This window comes from Chroococcidiopsis sp. [FACHB-1243] (assembly GCF_014696895.1).
GTDB lineage: Bacteria > Cyanobacteriota > Cyanobacteriia > Cyanobacteriales > Chroococcidiopsidaceae > Chroococcidiopsis.
Genome location: NZ_JACJQX010000007.1, coordinates 1 through 17219, shown reverse-complemented (window position 1 = coordinate 17219; position 17219 = coordinate 1). Strand labels below are relative to the sequence as shown.

15 protein-coding genes are annotated in these 17219 nt (G+C 44.5%); 5 read left to right on the top strand and 10 right to left on the bottom strand.

The genetic code is table 11. The features are described 5' to 3' along the window. Positions 1-454: 454 nt before the first annotated feature. The 6 genes from H6G17_RS07040 to H6G17_RS07015 form a co-directional block, all read right to left on the bottom strand. Complete coding sequence (locus H6G17_RS07040; RefSeq protein ID WP_192155545.1) at positions 455-1363, bottom strand: helix-turn-helix domain-containing protein; 909 nt, start codon at positions 1361-1363, stop codon at positions 455-457. A 642-nt stretch (positions 1364-2005) separates the two neighbouring features. After that, on the bottom strand, positions 2006-3124 hold the full coding sequence (locus H6G17_RS07035; protein ID WP_192155543.1) for a Gfo/Idh/MocA family oxidoreductase: 1119 nt from the start codon (positions 3122-3124) through the stop codon (positions 2006-2008). A 278-nt stretch (positions 3125-3402) separates the two neighbouring features. Next, positions 3403-3660 carry a hypothetical protein gene (locus H6G17_RS07030; protein ID WP_192155541.1) on the bottom strand — a complete coding sequence of 86 codons (258 nt, stop codon included), beginning with the start codon at positions 3658-3660 and terminating at the stop codon, positions 3403-3405. 123 nt (positions 3661-3783) lie between these two features. After that, entirely contained in the window at positions 3784-5337 is a 1554-nt protein-coding gene (locus H6G17_RS07025; RefSeq protein ID WP_192155539.1) for a SulP family inorganic anion transporter, read from the bottom strand. A gap of 802 nt (positions 5338-6139) precedes the next feature. After that, the gene (gene speY, locus H6G17_RS07020) at positions 6140-7321 is read right to left on the bottom strand and encodes a deoxyhypusine synthase (protein WP_192155537.1); all 1182 of its coding nucleotides are present in this window, start codon (positions 7319-7321) and stop codon (positions 6140-6142) included. Between the two features lie 116 nt (positions 7322-7437). Then, the gene (locus H6G17_RS07015; RefSeq protein ID WP_192155535.1) at positions 7438-7968 is read right to left on the bottom strand and encodes an O-acetyl-ADP-ribose deacetylase; all 531 of its coding nucleotides are present in this window, start codon (positions 7966-7968) and stop codon (positions 7438-7440) included. Between the two features lie 101 nt (positions 7969-8069). Between H6G17_RS07015 and H6G17_RS07010 the strand changes: the two genes are divergently transcribed. The 4 genes from H6G17_RS07010 (at position 8070) to H6G17_RS06995 (ending at position 11678) form a co-directional block, all read left to right on the top strand. Next, positions 8070-9392 carry a glutamate-5-semialdehyde dehydrogenase gene (locus tag H6G17_RS07010; RefSeq protein ID WP_192155533.1) on the top strand — a complete coding sequence of 441 codons (1323 nt, stop codon included), beginning with the start codon at positions 8070-8072 and terminating at the stop codon, positions 9390-9392. 136 nt (positions 9393-9528) lie between these two features. Next, positions 9529-10026, top strand: coding sequence for a DUF427 domain-containing protein (locus H6G17_RS07005; protein ID WP_192155531.1), 498 nt, complete (start codon positions 9529-9531; stop codon positions 10024-10026). A gap of 92 nt (positions 10027-10118) precedes the next feature. Beyond that, complete coding sequence (locus H6G17_RS07000) at positions 10119-11018, top strand: DUF4336 domain-containing protein (protein ID WP_192155529.1); 900 nt, start codon at positions 10119-10121, stop codon at positions 11016-11018. A gap of 264 nt (positions 11019-11282) precedes the next feature. Beyond that, positions 11283-11678: a calcium-binding protein gene (locus H6G17_RS06995; RefSeq protein WP_192155527.1), complete on the top strand. Its 396-nt coding sequence runs from the start codon at positions 11283-11285 to the stop codon at positions 11676-11678. Positions 11679-11773: 95 nt separating this feature from the next. Here H6G17_RS06995 and H6G17_RS06990 read toward each other — a convergent pair whose 3' ends face one another. Beyond that, positions 11774-12073: a DUF4090 family protein gene (locus H6G17_RS06990; RefSeq protein WP_192155525.1), complete on the bottom strand. Its 300-nt coding sequence runs from the start codon at positions 12071-12073 to the stop codon at positions 11774-11776. A 22-nt stretch (positions 12074-12095) separates the two neighbouring features. Between H6G17_RS06990 and H6G17_RS06985 the strand changes: the two genes are divergently transcribed. Continuing rightward, a complete protein-coding gene (locus H6G17_RS06985; RefSeq protein WP_242038286.1) occupies positions 12096-12665 on the top strand; it encodes a hypothetical protein in 570 nt (189 codons plus the stop codon). A 96-nt stretch (positions 12666-12761) separates the two neighbouring features. Here H6G17_RS06985 and H6G17_RS06980 read toward each other — a convergent pair whose 3' ends face one another. The 3 genes from H6G17_RS06980 to H6G17_RS06970 form a co-directional block, all read right to left on the bottom strand. After that, positions 12762-13028 (bottom strand): hypothetical protein, encoded by a 267-nt coding sequence (locus H6G17_RS06980; RefSeq protein ID WP_242038285.1) that lies wholly within the window; start codon positions 13026-13028, stop codon positions 12762-12764. 68 nt (positions 13029-13096) lie between these two features. Then, positions 13097-16291, bottom strand: a complete 3195-nt coding sequence (locus H6G17_RS06975) for a phosphoenolpyruvate carboxylase (protein WP_192155523.1) — start codon at positions 16289-16291, stop codon at positions 13097-13099. A gap of 124 nt (positions 16292-16415) precedes the next feature. Next, positions 16416-16661 (bottom strand): hypothetical protein, encoded by a 246-nt coding sequence (locus tag H6G17_RS06970; protein WP_015153218.1) that lies wholly within the window; start codon positions 16659-16661, stop codon positions 16416-16418. Positions 16662-17219 lie beyond the last annotated feature (558 nt).

Here is a 17219-nt window from a genome sequence, read left to right as displayed (position 1 = left end):
AAAATGTATCGATCTTTCAACTTGGCGATCGGTGCAATGCAGAAATCACAAACTACTATTTGCAAAATCATCAATTTTTTTCAAATTAGAGCATTAACTGAAGAAGTTGTTAAGTAGAACTATGTTTTAAAGTCTTGTTCGTTTGACTGCATTACATTGGTCGACCGCCCCAGCTCTATCTGTTCTATATTTATTAGTTTATGCAAGATAAACTCGAACATCAATGGACATTTTTTTTGTGCGATTGGTTATTTTTTTTGTCTTGTTTCTCACGAATAAATTTGTAACCATAATGCTTTATGTCCGTAGTGACCCTCAATCAAATTGACTGAATTTATGCCAATGAAAAAAATCTTTACATTCAAGTTATTAAATTAAATTATTGAAAAAATTAGTAGGGTGAGCATTGCCCACCCTACTTGTGACTTTTAACTTTTGATTTTTAACTTTTATGCTAGCCGCGATACATAACTCGCCATGCCTGGGGGGTTGTGCCGTTCAGTCGTCGAAATAGGCGAATGAAATAACCCGCATCACAATAGCCAACTGCTTCGGCAATTTGAATTACAGCCAGATCGGTTTCTAAAAGCAAGCGACGAGCTTCTGTCATGCGACGTTCGACAATCCAACTTAGTACAGTTTTGCCAGTTTCTCGGCGAATCATGTCAGTTAGATAAGCAGGAGAAAGGTTAACCTCTTTAGCCACTTCTTGCAGTCCAATGGAATTGCAATAATTAGCATCAATAAAGCACAAAACTTGTTTTACTATTGGGCGAGTTTGAGGCGAAGATTTTTTTGATTCAGGTAGTTCAGATGCAGCAAGTCTAGCAGTTTCTATCAGTAATAGAATTAATAGAGCGCGAGTTGCTTCGGTAAAACCAAATCCCCGATCGCAAAGTTCGCTTTTGAGTTGTCCCAGTAGAATTAACCAGCGCGATCGAATCTCAGTTGGAACGTAATAGTGTTTGGTTCGGGCATTTTCAGTTTGAACAAATGAGTTTAGCAGGCGATCGGGTAACATTAAGAGCATATCGGCTTCAGCACGGGCAGGGTTAAGAGCTTCGGCACTGAAACCAACAACCCACTTAGTTGCATCATCGAGTCCACTCGGATCGTGAACCTCACCGGGAGCGAGTAAAAATAGATCGCCAGGTTTAGCCCAAATAGGGCGATCGCCTATTGAATACCAACCTTCACCCTCTTCAACAAAAAAAAGTTCAAAAAATGTATGAGAGTGAGGGCGTGATAATTGTGAATTTGAAGAGCCTGTAGAGTGAAATACTATTATGCTTTGTTGCTCGGGGGTTTGTTCAGGTAAAGTCTGAGTCCGCAGTGGAATTGCAACGCGATTGGCTAACTGCATGACAAAATATGATGTAAAGGCTACTCTACTCAATCACTACAGGCAGAGTTGGCTACTTTCCAGAATAATGCTTAAATATTTGCCAAGCTTTTCTGATAATTTGTAATAGAATTCTGAAGAAAAGGAAGTTTAAAAAAAGTGTGTGCGTAGTTGAAGAAGATTTAAGTAGCAATTTTTACTACTCGAAACAAAACTATTTTTTATTAATAATTGAAATTATGCTTCTTGAGCATAGACGTCTTTTCTCAGCTATATACGTGCTGTTTGCGCTGTAAACCAACTATGCTCTTATTTATGATATTATTAGGGGCTTAGTGATATTTGCGGAAAGATGACTTTTATCATACGCGACCGCTACTCTATTTCAGTGGTTGGAATCGACTGGGAACGCATATAGCACTATCTTTTCGGGCTTCAGTCTTCTGTTCGCATTGCACGAGTATCATATTGTTGCTAAAAGCGCCCGATTTCGCTCAGTCATTTCAGTTTTCAAAGCTTTGTACAACCACGGTTTTCAGCTTTCCAAGTAGTTTGACTTGTCAGTATAAAATATTGCATTTAATTCTAAAAAGCTAGTAGAAGGGGACAAAAAATCACCTTTGCTTGCATCGGATTCAGTATTCGTGACACGATAACTAATCGTTAAGACTTTCCTGAAGGATCGGCAGCGTGAATTAACTCTGGCTGTTGAATCGGCGGACGCTCGATAATTTGAGCGGCTGAGGGGTGTTGTTGCTTTTCTAGCCTGCCTAGCTTTACAGGGCTACCAGTTTCAATAGCGCGATCGAGGGCGCGGATAATGCGAATATCGTTTAAACCCTCAATCCCTGATGGTTCTGGATCTTTGTTTTGTAGTATGCAATCAGCAAAGTAAATTAATTCTGCGGCAAACTGATCGGTAGGTGGAAAAGTTCGTTCTTGAGTTTTGCCATCGACTGTTAAGTAATGCGTCAGCGCTCCTTGAAAATCATAACCGGGATCTAGCCTCAAATCTCCTTTTGTACCAACGATTTGATAGCTTCCTACGGGAGCAGCACCGAAGCTACAAGTAAACGTCGCTAACCGATCTTCGGGAAACCGCAGAATGACACTGTACATTTCTGCTACTTCCTGAAAGCGCGATTCTGGCTTGCTAGCACTGACAGCGAATACTTCAACTGGCTCATCTTGAAATAGATAACGAGCGGCATTGATGCAGTAAATGCCCATATCGTCTAGAACGCCGCCACCCAATGCTTTCTTGACGCGGACGTTCGCCGCTTCTACCTGCTGAGCAAACACCGAACTAAAAAACCGTGGATCGCCAATTTCTCCTGATTTCACAATTTCTACTGCTTGCATATTTGCAGGCTCGAAATGCAAGCGATAAGCAATCATCAGTTTGACATTATTATCTTGGCAAGCTGCAATCATCGCTTCGCAGTCTTGCGCCGTAACTGCCATTGGTTTTTCGCAGAGTACGTGTACCCCAGCTTGTGCGGCTCGTACGGTGTATTCTCGATGCAGGTGGTTGGGTAAGCCAATATAGACAGCATCAACCTCACCACTCTCAAGACAGCGATCGTACTCTGCATAAGAATAAGTCTTTTGCACCTTATATTTTTTGCCTAAATCTTCTCGCTTGGTTGAATCGTCGGAAACCAGAGCCACTAATTCAGCATTTTCAGCATTGGCAAAGGCTGGTAGTACTGCGACTTGGGAAATCCACCCCAAGCCGACTACTGCATAGCGAATTTTACGCTTTTCATTTGAGGCTGTCATGTGTTACTCCTGGCTTCCCTCTACATAATGCAATTGGGCGATCGCTACTTGAAGTAGATATTACTGCTCGTGCGCTCTCTACTCTCTATTTGTCAAACTATTCACAATTTTTCTCAACCACCCAACTATAGTAAAAAGCCAAGCAGATTCTTTCCTCTAGCCAATGGTGCGAGTTATTTTTCTCAAAGCTCTACCTAACGGATGAGTCCAGTATATATTTGCGGTCAAGACAGCGCCTCTAAAACTCCGATCTCCTCGGCTGAGCAGCGCCCAAGTTACTACGAATGGCGATCGCCTTGCTTTTGTCGATCCATCAATCGCAGTCTAGACTCATTTTGCTGCAACAGCTTTCTAGTACTGCTAAAAACAAACAGGATTATCAATAGCTGAAGCTGCCAAGGAGCTAAAATCAGGCTCAAAATCAAACTAATAACTGCAATGACAGCGGTAAGATATGCTATTTCACCTGGGCATTTTTGGCAAAGACAGCCAGTTAAAAAACAAGTTGCTAATGGAATCAGAAAAATCAAATTCATAAGCTTCTACTTGTCGTTGTAAATCGGGAGTCAGAAATCGGGAATCGGGGAAGAGAGCAGAGGGACACAATCAAGTCTCAAATCACAAGTCGCGCATTCGCAAGTAAAACACGCACCACCACATCAAGCAGCGATCGCCCGCCCAGGTAAGAACGGTCTGCGGAAGCGATCTTCTAAACCGTTCCACTGCATAACTACCTGACTTCCCATTTGCTCTTGTTGCTTTGCCCACATCGAGATCAAGTCCATGCTGGAGTGGTCGATGTAAGCTAGCTTGTCTAAGTGAACGTGTAGTTCTTTTTGAGGTGGCAACTGTTCTAAAGCTGCTGCTAGTTTGGGCAACCGAATAAATGTTGCTGCTCCCTCTAAGTAGATATCGATTCGAGGTTGGTTGTTGTCTCGTTGCATATGGATATTTAAGCGAGACATTTTGTACAGCAGTGTCATTGCTGTTAAGACGATGCCAATCAATACGCCTGAGAGTAAATCTGTGACAACAATGCCGACAAAGGTAGCGAAGAAAATGACGAGGGGAGCTTTCCCGTAAAATTGCAACTTGCGGATGTGTTCGATCTCGATCAGCTTGATACCTGTCACCAATAGAATCGCCGCTAAGCTAGAGGTGGGAATCATCCGTAACAAGCCAGGAGCAGCAACAACTAAGATTAGTATCCAGATACCGTGGAGGATTGCCGATAATCTGGTTTTTCCACCTGCTTCAACATTGACCGAACTGCGAGCAATTACCCCTGTCATCGGTAACGCCCCCAGCGCGCCGCAAATCATATTACCAATTCCCTGCGCGGAAAGTTCTTTATCAAAATCCGTTCTCTCACCTGAGTGCAAGCGGTCTACGGCAACAGCAGAGAGTAAACTTTCGGCACTGGCAATAAAGGCGATCGCTAATGCTTCTAAAATTAGCGGTGCGTGTAGCAAGCGAAATAATCCGGCAGGTTGCGGTAATTGTACTGCTTCTAATAAATTGCCAGGGACGTTGACATACTGGATTGGCAGTCGTAATGAAGTGGCGATCGCCGTGGTTAAAACTACGCCAATTAATGCTCCTGGTAACAATCGCAGGCGTTGGGGTTTAAACTTGTCCCACAAGATAATTATGACAATGGTGGCGATCGCAATAAGTGCGGCAATATGATGGTTGCTGTCAGCAGGGGATAAGACTGCTTTTTGAATTGAAGCGGGAATAGCAAGCAAATTATCTAACCCGTGGGTATGAGGCTTTTCATCAATGGCAACATGGAATTGAGAGGCAAAAATTAACACGCCAATTCCTGCTAACATTCCATAAATCACCGCTGGCGACATGGCACGAAAGATCTGCCCAAGTTTGAATGCTCCCGCCAGCCATTGCATGAAACCTGCTAATAGCAGCACTGGACCCAACATTTCGATTCCGTATTCTTGAATCAGTTCGGCAACGACTACTGCTAGTCCAGCGGCGGGTCCGCTTACCTGTAAGGGTGAACCGGAAAAAATATTGACTACTATCCCGCCGATAATGCCCGTAATTAAGCCCCTTGCTGGTGGTACTCCAGAGGCGATCGCGATCCCCATACACAAAGGCAGAGCGACAAGAAAGACGACAATTGAGGCAAGAAAATCATTGGTTACGCCACGAGTGAAAGGGCGTTTGTTTTTGATGCCTTCCCGAATTTCCATGCTTTCCTCCATTTATGACTCTATTTATGAATTGCATCGATCGCTTTCTAGCAGCGATCGGAAATTACCTAAATCTTTTTCAGTTCCTCTAATCTGATTGGCTAAAATTAATAACTGACTTCATTTGTGCCTATTGTTTAAAGCCGATCTCGTGGCTCGTTTTTCTCCATTTTTCGTAACACAGTTAACAAAAAATCGAATAAAATAGAGTTGAGCGATCAAAAAATTTGATTTTTTGTTTTCAAGTTTGTTTCATTACTACTAACTATCAAATTGACCAAAAATAAACAGCTTTTAACAAGCAGCGCAAAGCTACCGTTCGCTTTTAGAAAGTTAGCGGGATATTTCCTTGACTAGTAGCTAGCGATCGCGCTTGATGTTAGTCAACGCAGTAAAAAACATAGCCATGAGCTTTCCAGCCACTCTTTTGATGATTTTGAGAGGCAGATTCATCAGTATTTACTTATCTTAATGATAGAGTAACAACACCTAAATATTCAAGAATTTTTGTAAGTTTTGCATGAAGCTTGCATGAGAAAGTTCTCACATTCATCTAATACTGATAGCAACATGGATGAAATTTAATCGCAACTGATTTATGGAGAAATCTATAAAACTATTCAACCGCGCCGCCTTGTATCTTAAACAATCAAAGTGACAATCTTGTAACAAGAACAAGATTTAATAATTGGCGACTGGGGTATTATTTGATACTTAAATAATACTATTTTTTGAATTCATCTATCTGATGATAGATAAGATTTCTTAGTAAGGTGGGCAACGTCCACCTTACTTTTGAATTTCACGAAGAATGTTGTGGAATTACTCTTCCACAGGGATAAGTCGCAATCGGTTGTTCTGTAGCAGCATCAGCCACCGCAGCCGGAATCTTATCTGTAGGTTGAGTTTTAGCAGCTAAGTAATCGGTGCGGAGTTGTTCTAGGATCTGTTCGCGGCGATCGTATAGGCGTTTCAGGGGACGCTGGGGACACTGGTTGAGAACGTATGCGGTAACGAGGGGAAGGGCGATCGTGCTGTCGGTATAACAGACAACTGTACTGGGAAGTTCTTCAGGATCGATTTTTCCCCAACTGACAGCTTCGCTGGGGGTAGCTCCAGATAAACCGCCAGTATCGGGACGCGCATCGGTAAACTGGATAAAGTAATCGTGTCCCCGTTCTTCCAACCCTAGTACTTCGTGAAGTTGGGGTTGGGTTTGCAATAAGAAATTTTTGGGACTACCACCACCAAGGATTAACGCCGCACTTTTCCCTTCAGATTCTCTAGCAGAATAGGCGATCGCAGCTGTCTCATTCACATCCAGCGACGGATCGAGAATTAATTTTGAGCCTTCCAAAGCCAAAGCTGCAACGTTCATGCCAATTGAACTATCTCCAGGCGAAGAAGTATAGATCGGTACGCCACATTCATAAGCCGTCGCCAGTAAACAAGAATGCTTTACCCCAACTTGCTTTTCAACTTCACGGACGTATTTACCCAGCAAGTAGTGGAATTCTGCCGTTCCCATGCGTTTTTGGAAAGGTTCCGCTTGAAGAATCTTACGAATGAAAGCATCCGTTTCCAGCAGCACGTCATAACCGAACATAATGTCATAAATGCGAATCGTGCCTTCCTGACGCAACTTCACATCGTCTACAAACGGATTACCCTTATACAGTTCAAAACCTAACCCATAGTGCATGTCGTGATAGAGATTAGCACCAGTACTGATCGCCCAGTCGATAAAACCATGACGAATTAGAGGCGCTAGGGCTGAAACTCCGTATCCAGCAGGGGTCATTGCTCCCGATAGGCTCAACCCTACAGTGACACCCTCGCGAAATACTTCTCGACTCAACAACTGGCAGATTTCCCGCAATCTTGCTGAGTTATATGCCGTGAAGTAATTATCGATCAGATCCACAACGCTAACATCCGCCGTCATAGGCGCGGGATCGATCTTGTTGCTGGGCAGTTTTGACATTATTTATCTCCTATTTAGAGGACAAGGGAGACAAGGGGACAAACCACATTGTAGAGACGTTACATGTAACGTCTCTACAATGATTACCGACTCCCGATAAAAATAGATACGCCGATCTAATCTAGCGATGTTTTATCCACTTGTTGCAACGCCTTAAGAAAGCGATCGCATGTCGATTGACTAAAACAGACAAGAATGACTTGCGAGATCGAATCATTGGTAGACAAAAAAGCCTGAACTTCGCTCACAGCAATTTGTGCGGCGCGATCGATAGGAAAGCGATACACGCCCGTACTAATAGCGGGAAAGGCAATGGTTTTAATTCCATGTTGCACTGCTAAAGTCAAGCTACTGCGATAACAACTTGCTAAAAGTTCGTCCTCACCGCGATCGCCACCTTCCCACACCGGACCGACTGTATGAATCACCCATTTGGCTGGTAAGTTATACCCTTGAGTAATTTTAGCTGCACCTGTGGCACACCCCCTTAACTGACGACATTCTGCTAACAACTGGGAGCCAGCCGCGCGATGAATTGCCCCATCTACGCCACCACCACCCAATAGTGAATTATTAGCAGCATTGACGATCGCATCCACCTGCAACTGAGTAATATCACCTTGAATCACCGTAATTTTGTCTAGCATTACCCATTACCCATTACCCATTACCCATTACCAATTTATTTCAACATCAAACAGCACCCAGATTTTGTTACACTTTGGCTGGATATCTTTGAGATCGATTCATGACTGCCACCCAGATCGAATCCCATTCCCTCAGCGCGATCGCTCTTTCTACTCGCGATGCAGCGCGTCAACTCGCAGTCTTATCTACCGAAGCGAAAAATCGAGCAATTGAAGCGATCGCTCAATCGTTAGAAGCCCAAGCTGAGGAAATTTTGGCAGCAAATGCGGCTGATTGCAAAGCGGCTGAAGCGGAAGGAATTGCCAAACCACTCTACAATCGCCTCAAATTGGATGCAACTAAACTCAAAGATGCGATCGCGGGGGTACGAGATGTAGGCAAATTACCCGATCCCGTGGGTGCGGTGCAGATTCACCGTGAATTAGATACAGGGTTAATTCTTCAGCGAATTACTTGCCCTTTGGGAGTACTAGGTGTCATTTTTGAAGCTAGACCCGATGCGGCAATTCAAATCTCTTTATTGGCAATCAAATCGGGAAATGGTGTCATCCTCAAAGGTGGCAAGGAAGCCGTGCGTTCTTGCGAGGCGATCGTCAAAGCGATCCACCACGGACTTTCTCAAACAGAAATTAATCCAGCCGTAGTCCAATTGCTGACAACGCGAGAAGAGACAATAGCGCTGTTACGATTAGATGAATATGTCGATCTGATTATTCCAAGGGGTTCTAACTCTTTCGTGCGCTTCGTACAAGAAAATACCCGCATTCCTGTTTTAGGTCATGCAGATGGGATCTGTCACGCTTACATAGATAAAGCAGCTGATATTGCCAAAGCAGTAGAGATTACTGTTGATGCCAAAACCCATTATCCCGCTGCTTGCAATGCCATAGAAACTCTATTAGTACACCAATACATTGCCCCTGAATTTCTACCGTTAGTTGCCCGTGTGTTACAAGAACGTCAGGTAGAATTGCGCGGAGACGATCGCACTCGCAAAATTATCGATGTAGCCGCAGCAACCGAGGCAGATTGGACGACGGAATACAGCGATTTGATTTTGTCAATAATGGTGGTAGATTCTCTAGAAGAAGCAATCGCCCACATTAATACTTATGGATCGCGCCATACAGAGGCGATTGTCACTGAAGATCCGACAACGGCAAAAACATTTTTAGCCCAAGTCGATGCAGCAGGAGTTTATCATAACTGTTCGACTCGCTTTGCTGATGGCTTCCGTTACGGCTTTGGTGCAGAAGTTGGCATCAGCACCCACAAATTACCACCCCGTGGTCCTGTTGGTTTAGAAGGATTAGTTACATACAAATACCAGCTAACAGGCGACGGACACATCGCTGCTACCTACACGGGGACGAATGCTAAATCTTTCACCCACAAAGATTTAGGCTATACCAATTCTTTATGACTATGCCGCAGAAGATCCCCCAAACCCCCCTTATTAAGGGGGACTATGGGCGATTCCCCCTTGTTAAGGGGGCTAGGGGATCGGCTCTTTGCAACAATATCTACTTTCAAACATTGATAACTACAAAAATTAGCATATGGCGCATCCTCAACGCATTCAACCTGCTCCTGGTCAAGAATCAGTCTGGGATTACCCTAGACCTCCTCGCTTGGAGGATGTCAACAAGCAGATTCAAATTATTTTCAATGGTGTAGAAATTGCCAATACTCGCCATGCCAAGCGCGTACTCGAAACCAGCCATCCTCCGGTTTACTATATTCCTCCTAGCGATATTAAAATGGAGTACCTCGTCAGAACACCCAATTCGAGTTTTTGCGAATGGAAAGGTCGAGCGGGATATTACACTATTGTTGTCGGCGACAAACAAGCTGAGAATGTAGGTTGGTTTTATCCCGACCCAACGCCAAGTTTTGCCACAATTAAGGATTATGTAGCTTTTTATGCCCATGTCATGGATGCTTGCTATGTCGATGCGGAAAAAGTACAGCCTCAGCCAGGTAACTTTTATGGCGGCTGGATTACGAACAATATTGTCGGACCATTTAAAGGCGTTCCTGGTAGTTGGGGTTGGTAGTTTGTCGAGCGTCCGCTAGAACTGAATCATCGGTGAAGCCGCCAATACCGTAGCCAATCCCAATTCACATAGAATCTAAGCCGAGGTACTTCGTGGTACAAAGCTTTCGCCTAGTTCCTAACAAACCAAAAAGTGGTCTAATTCAAGTTGCCTCTAACATTTGGACAATTGAGGCAAAGGAGTGCGTCTGCTTCCGTCCTCCGATGCAGCCCCGCTATCCCTATACGCATCGTTCAGTTGTTATTCGCCTTAATGACAATAGCCTTTTCATTCTTTCTCCAATTCAACTCAATCCCGATATTCGTACTGATATCAATCTGCTTGGGATTGTAAAATACTTTGTCTCACCCAATCACCTACACCACTTGTACCTCGGAGACTGGAGCCAAGCGTATCCTGATGCCAAACTTTATGCATCTCCGCGACTAGCTCTAAAGCGCAAGGACATAACCTTTTACAAAACATTATCTACAAATACGCCTGAACCTGAATGGGCTGGTCAGATCGAGCAGTGCATTTTTGGATCGGGGAACGGATGGTTTGATGAGATTGTCTTTTTCCATCTAGCATCACGTATCATAGTCTTTACCGATCTGGTCATGGACTTCGATCCATCGACCTTTTCATCTATTTCGCGCATTACCACTCGGTGGAACCAAATGTATCAGCATACACCGCGTGGCGTGCAATTCGCGCACATCTTTGACAGAGCATCTTTGCGTAATTCTCTTCAGACCGTTCGTGCTTGGGAGCCTGAACGTGCAATAGTTGCTCACAGCCCCTGGTTGTGTGTAGAGGGAAAGGAACAGGTTGCAAACTTCTTAGAATCAGCCTTCGACTGGCTTGCTCCGCAGTCTCCCATTGTTGAAGGCGTGATGGCTATGGCGCGGTTTTCAACACTTCTATTAGTTATCCTGCCAATTCACGCATTAATTGTCTTGACTGCCGATATCATCTATCCACGACTTATAAAACAGGATAAAAGTACATAAACTCTTCTTACCGATACCCAGTTGTACAGCAGCCTAACGTTATCGTTCTGGCGAATATTTTTAATTCGATCGCCCTCTTTGAAATGAGTTGCAAAACTGTTGACGCGATCGCAACTTAAGGTAAAGTTAAATTCATCTTTTGCCAGTGATTTCTACACTTGGCGCTTTAAAATTTTTAACCTCATTGTCTAGCTAGTATTGCTAGCATCTAAAATGTTTGTGCTTGGTAATGTTTACACTCAGCCCATTGTGGTGAGGTTTCCCATGTCCGAGTTGGAAATCGACGCAAGCAGAGAAGAAAGAATCGAAATGGAAGTTGTCGTTGATGCTTATGACGAAGAAGAACGGCGACTAGGTTGGTATTACTATCTCGATCGCCAAGTTAAATTTCCTTTCAACGCCATTTGGATTTCAGAAGAGCGTCCGATTGATTCGGAAGATGAAGTAGAAATCGAAGGTGAAGAAGTCGAAGTTATCGGAATGGCATCGGAAGAGGAATGCCAAGACGATATGTATGTAGAAATTGTTTATCAAGAAGAGGGTACGGAAGATACTTTTGCCGTACCTTTATATGATGTCGTACCAATGGAAGTTGATGACGACACGTTAGAAGCGATCGAAGATTGGTACTATTGGGTCGAGCGCGGCTATGAATGGTAATTGAGGGAGCAGGGAGCAGGGAGTAGGGGAAGAAAATAGTTTTAATTTTTCCTTGTCTTTCTTGTCCCCCTTGTCTTTCTTGTCCCCCTTGTCTTCTATTTATTCCCGTAATAAAAAGCGACTTCCTTATCCTTAAGTGGAGCAAAACCAGCGTCGAGTAACATTTGGTTGAGTTCCGCTTGGGGGATGTGCTTCGCACCAATACGCACGATCCGCGATCGCATCGTATTTGACACGCCACTGCGCTGTCTTCCAGCTTCTAGCGCCATGACTTGATGGTAAAGCTCCAACTTGACAGGAGGAATTGGGGAGCCGTCCAAATCGATCCCATCCGCGATCGCGCGATCGACAGCATCCGCTCCCAAAGTGTTATCTAGTGACGTTTCCGCAGACATGGCTATATGAGAAGATCTACGGATGCATTCTACCAAGAGAGATTGGCAAAATCAAAACAAAAAGCATCGACAGGAATTTTTCTGTTACAAATGGAAAAAATCTGCTCGGTTGTGCGTGAAGCGAAGCTATCCCAAAGAGAATCGCCTACTTGTCACTCTCAACATTTTCGATCTAACCTCAAGCCAGCCACTCACAAGCGTCACTATGTCAGACTCTCTCAAACCCAACTCCAACGACCGTTCGTTGCAAAGAGCATTTACTAACAGGATTGTAGACGAGTATTTTGACCATACTGAAAGTTGGTTGCGGGCAATTTTGCGCATGTCTGTCTTTTCTCTGACTTACATTGACGGACACTCAGCCATGCTAATTGAATGCCCCAACCAGGCTGTAGCTAGGCGGCTCAGTCGCAAAACAACCCCTCTACAACAAGTAGTATCTTACATCAGTAGCAGCTACCCATATAGCCACCGCGTCTTGATTTGCTACCAAGAAGCAGAACAGTTGAACTGGCGCTGTTTTGACACAAATACCAATACGTGGAAGAGTTGGGAGAGCTTGCAAACACCTACTGCAACCAGCGACCAGTGAACAGTTATCAGTTATCAGTTGTCGTAGGGGCGGGTTTAGCAACAGATTCAGCGTTTGTGGTAAGAAATCTTTGCCCAAAACCCGCCCTTGCAAGAGTTAGGAGTCATTCGATCTCTGCTGCACTGTTGCTAAACCAGCCAGTAACGCACCTACCACTTCGCCAACCCAAAATCCAGTTGTACTACCTTGCCAGAGCGCTCCCGGTATCACCCAAGCTTGACAAATTTCCTTGCCTCCCCACTGGAACTGTTGACAGTTTTGCTGGTGTACCCATGCACTAATTTGCCCACCTGCGATCGCACTAAAACATCCCGCTCCCAATGCCACAAACGTACAAACCAACATTCTTTTTTTGTTTGTCATCGATCTTTTGTCATTGGTCATTTGTAAATGCGATCGCCAACTACCAACTACCCACTACCCACTACCAATCAACCAGTATTTCTCATCCCAGCAGCGATTCCATTGATAGTTAACAACGCACCGCGCAATAATTCGCCTTTGCTATGACGAGAATCGATGATACCTGTCGTACTCGGGTTGCTGTATTGCCGCAGTCGCTTCAGCAATGAAACCTGCAAAAATCCTAACGGTACAATCGTCGCGCTTCGCAACTGTACGGACTGCTGTAGGACTGGATCGCCATCGAGCAGGCGTTTATGACCTGTAATACTCAGTACTAAGTCAGTTGTGAGGTGAAACTCTTGCAAAATTTGCTCGAATAGCCGCTCAAATCGTTCTAAGTCTTGGGGTTTCGATAACTCCTTGACGTAGTGATGAGCGATTTGCATGTCTACTTTTGCCAGTGTCATCTCTACTTTAGAAATTGCCATTTTGAAGAAGGGCCACTTCATGTAGAAATAACGTAGCAATTTGAGATGTTGCTCGGGTTCCTCGTTTAAGAATTCCTGCAAAGCTGCGCCAACACCATACCAAGCGGGTAAGAGAAAACGGCTTTGCGTCCAACTAAATACCCAAGGAATTGCCCGCAAACCACTTAAATCTTTTTTTCCGCCTTGTCGTCGGGCGGGGCGAGAGCTGATTTGCAGCTGGCTGATCTCATCAATCGGAGTCACTTGGTGGAAAAAGTCGATAAAATCTGGTTGCTCGTAGATTAGGGCGCGATAATGTTGCCGCGATCGCGCTGCTAGCTCTTCTAATATTTCATTCCACGGTTGAATATTATCAAATCCCGTGCGTAGCAAGCTAGCCTGAATCACGGCAGTCGAAATTGTTTCCAAATTGTAAAGCGCCAACTCTGGCAGCGAGTACTTAGAGGCTAAAACTTCACCTTGTTCGGTAATCTTAATTCTGCCATTAATACTATGTCCGGGTTGAGCCAAAATTGCCTCGTATGCAGGACCACCACCGCGTCCTACTGAGCCACCGCGTCCGTGAAAAATTCTCAAATCGACTCCATGCTGTTCGGCAACTTGTTGGAGTGCTTTTTGCGCTTTGTGAATTTCCCAATTGCTGCTGAGAAACCCAGAATCCTTGTTGCTATCTGAGTAACCCAACATCACCTCTTGTAAGTGAGGAGTGAGGGGAGAGAATTCGGAATTCGGAATAGACGCTGACGCTACACTGCGTGAACGGAATTCGGAATTCGGAATTAGTTGCGACTTGTGACTTGAATTGCCTGTCTTGTCCCCCTTGTCTGCCTTGTCTGCCTTGTCTTTGCCAGCTCCCTCAGCTCCCCCAGCTCTCTTATACCCTCCCGCTAACAAAGCGCGATAAAACTTCAGCTCGAATAGCTGTTGCATGATGCTAGGGGCGCGTTGCAAGTCTTCTACTGTCTCAAATAGAGGTACAACTTGGATCGTGCCGATTCCTGTTGCTGGATCGTAGAGTCCAGCTTCCTTAGCCAACAACAACACCTCTAACAGATCGCTCAGATCGCGGCTCATGCTGATAATGTAAGTCTGGCAAACCTGCACGCCAAACTCTTGCTGTAACAGACGTACGACGCGCAGAGTTTCGATCGCTTCGTTGGTTTTTTCACTAAAAGGTAGTTCGGCGGGAATCAACGGACGACGAGTCTGCAATTCTCCCGACAACCACTTGACTCTTTCTGCTTCTGACATTTCGTTATATGACTGAGGCAGAATTTGTAGATATTCCAACACTTCATTAAAAGCATGAGCGTGGCGAGAAGATTCTTGGCGAATATCAAGGTGAGCTAGGTTAAAGTCATAAATTTCCACCTGGCAGATCAGACTGTCCAGTTCTCGGCAGTTTAAGCCTGTTTCTGACAAGTTGCGTTGAATTAGTCGTAATTCCGCGAGAAAGTCAAGCCCAGATTTATAGACTGCCGTAGTGACGTTCTCTTCTTGAATTTCTTGCTTGCGCAGATTCTTGTTGTACAGGCGCGCGTTACGCTCGAATGTATTTTCTAGTCGCTTCAAAATGTAGGCAAGCTTGAGTCGATACGGTTCTTGACGATACCGCAGGGCAAGTGCTTCATACACTTCGTTCATCTGCAACCGATCCTGCTCCAGAGATTCTAATAAATCTGGCAGGACATCGCTCCAGTGCAGCGATATACTCAATAAGTTCGTCAGTCGCTTGGCTGAATGAATGTATTTTTCCAACACCAACTGGCGCTGATAGCAAGCCGTTTGCCACGTAACCTGGGGTGTTACTGAAGGGTTGCCATCCCGATCCGATCCTACCCAGGAACCAAATTTGCAAAAGTTATTACTAGGCGGGCGCAAGCGGGGAAAGGCAGCTGCTAGAGCGTGTTTAAATCTGTGATTCAGTAGGGGAATTTGCTCGAACAGAACTTCTTTGAAGTAGTGCAGGGCGTACTCTACCTCATCTAACACGGCTGGCTTAAACTGATGTAACTCGTCAGTGCGCCACCAGAGGCGAATTTCTTCTGTGAGCTGTTCCCGCAGGGCTTCTGCTTCCCAAGGATTGGCACCTTCAATACTGCCCGTACTTTCCTCAATCCGATCGAGCTGTTGCAGTAGCTTGGCTAAGCGTCTTTGCTTATCCCGAATTGTAGAGCGGACGATCTCGGTTGGGTGCGCCGTGAAGACTAATCTGACATCTAACTGGTCGATTAACCGTTGAATGTGCTGCGGCGGTACGTTCATCTGCCGTAGATGGGGAAACAAGGTGTGGAAAGTTCCTTGTTTTTGCTGCTGCTGGGTAGCGTGCCAGTTTTTTTCTAACAGTTCTACGCCAGGATCTCGATTTACATCTGCTGTTTGATGTTCGTTAATTGTGGAAGTGGGTTGTGGCGTTTGATGTAGCTGCTTAGCTGCTTTTTGATGCAAAGCGCGACTGATACTCAGCTGCTGGCGTTGCTCGTAGTGCTGCTCGACAATGTTAATCAACTGGAAATAGAGTGCAAAGGCACGCGCAGCGCGAATTGCTTCGTTCAATTCTAACTGAGAGATTAATTGAACGACTTCCGATATTTGTTCGTCGATCGCCTGTCCTTCTGACGAGCATAAATCGCGTAATTGCGCCAAGAGATTCACTAATTCTTGACCGCATTCTTGTTTCAGAACAGACTCCCACAACTCCTCTACTGTTTGCAGGCGTTGCCTCAAGAACAAATCAAAGGGAGAGGTGCTGATAGTCAAAGCTTCATCATGGGAGTGGAGGAGCGAAGTCATAGGGTCTGTTCGAGTAGAGCCAGGAACAATTAATAATTGTAGAGTTGAATGCTGTCCTAATTCGTTGTCGAAGCGACAATCTTTATCTTTAATCGAAATCCTGACGAATTAGGCACGATGCAAATTATGCGTCACTAGGTTCTGATGTCGTCTCTGTTTCGGGAAATGGCAAAACTGGCAAGCGATCGCCACGAAATACTTCTTCACTGGCTTGCCCAATAGCTGTGACTGCCTGAGCTACAGCTTTACCTCCAACTAGCCCAAGTAGTAGAGAGCCAGTACCGAGCTGCAATAGAAAATTATTGGGAATTGAAAAAAATAATACTTTTACGCCTGCGGTTTCTTTGAGGTTGGAATTGGAAGTAGGCATCTAAACCTCGACTGGAGTGAGTCTTTACCTCTATTTTAGGAGGCGCGATCGCGAAAATTACGACTGTTTAAGTCCCTTGCTCGGTCTGCTAAAATCTAAATTTTTTCATCCCCCTTTAGAAATATACCTCATTACATTTAAATATTTCCTCACTGAGGATTTTTCAAATTTATACTACTTTGAACCAACTATTTGCCTACCAATTCTGCTTGACAAAGCAGTGACTGCGCTCACTTCAGTTGCTGCGATCGCTATGGATTTATTGTGAATATTGCCTACAGACAGAATTTTTCTCTCTAAATATAACTTTTTTTTATATATATCTTGCTTTAATATTACTTAATAGAATTAGCAATATGTGAAATTTTTGCTGAAGTTGTGTAAAGATATATTTACAGGCAACCAAGTACGGAGCCTGATTCATACCAAAACAAGCAACATTCCTGTTGTTTAATTAGCAATACATAGAACCATGACAACCACATTACAAAGACGCGAAAGCGCTTCCTTGTGGGAACAGTTTTGTAACTGGGTAGCAAGCACAGAGAACCGCCTATA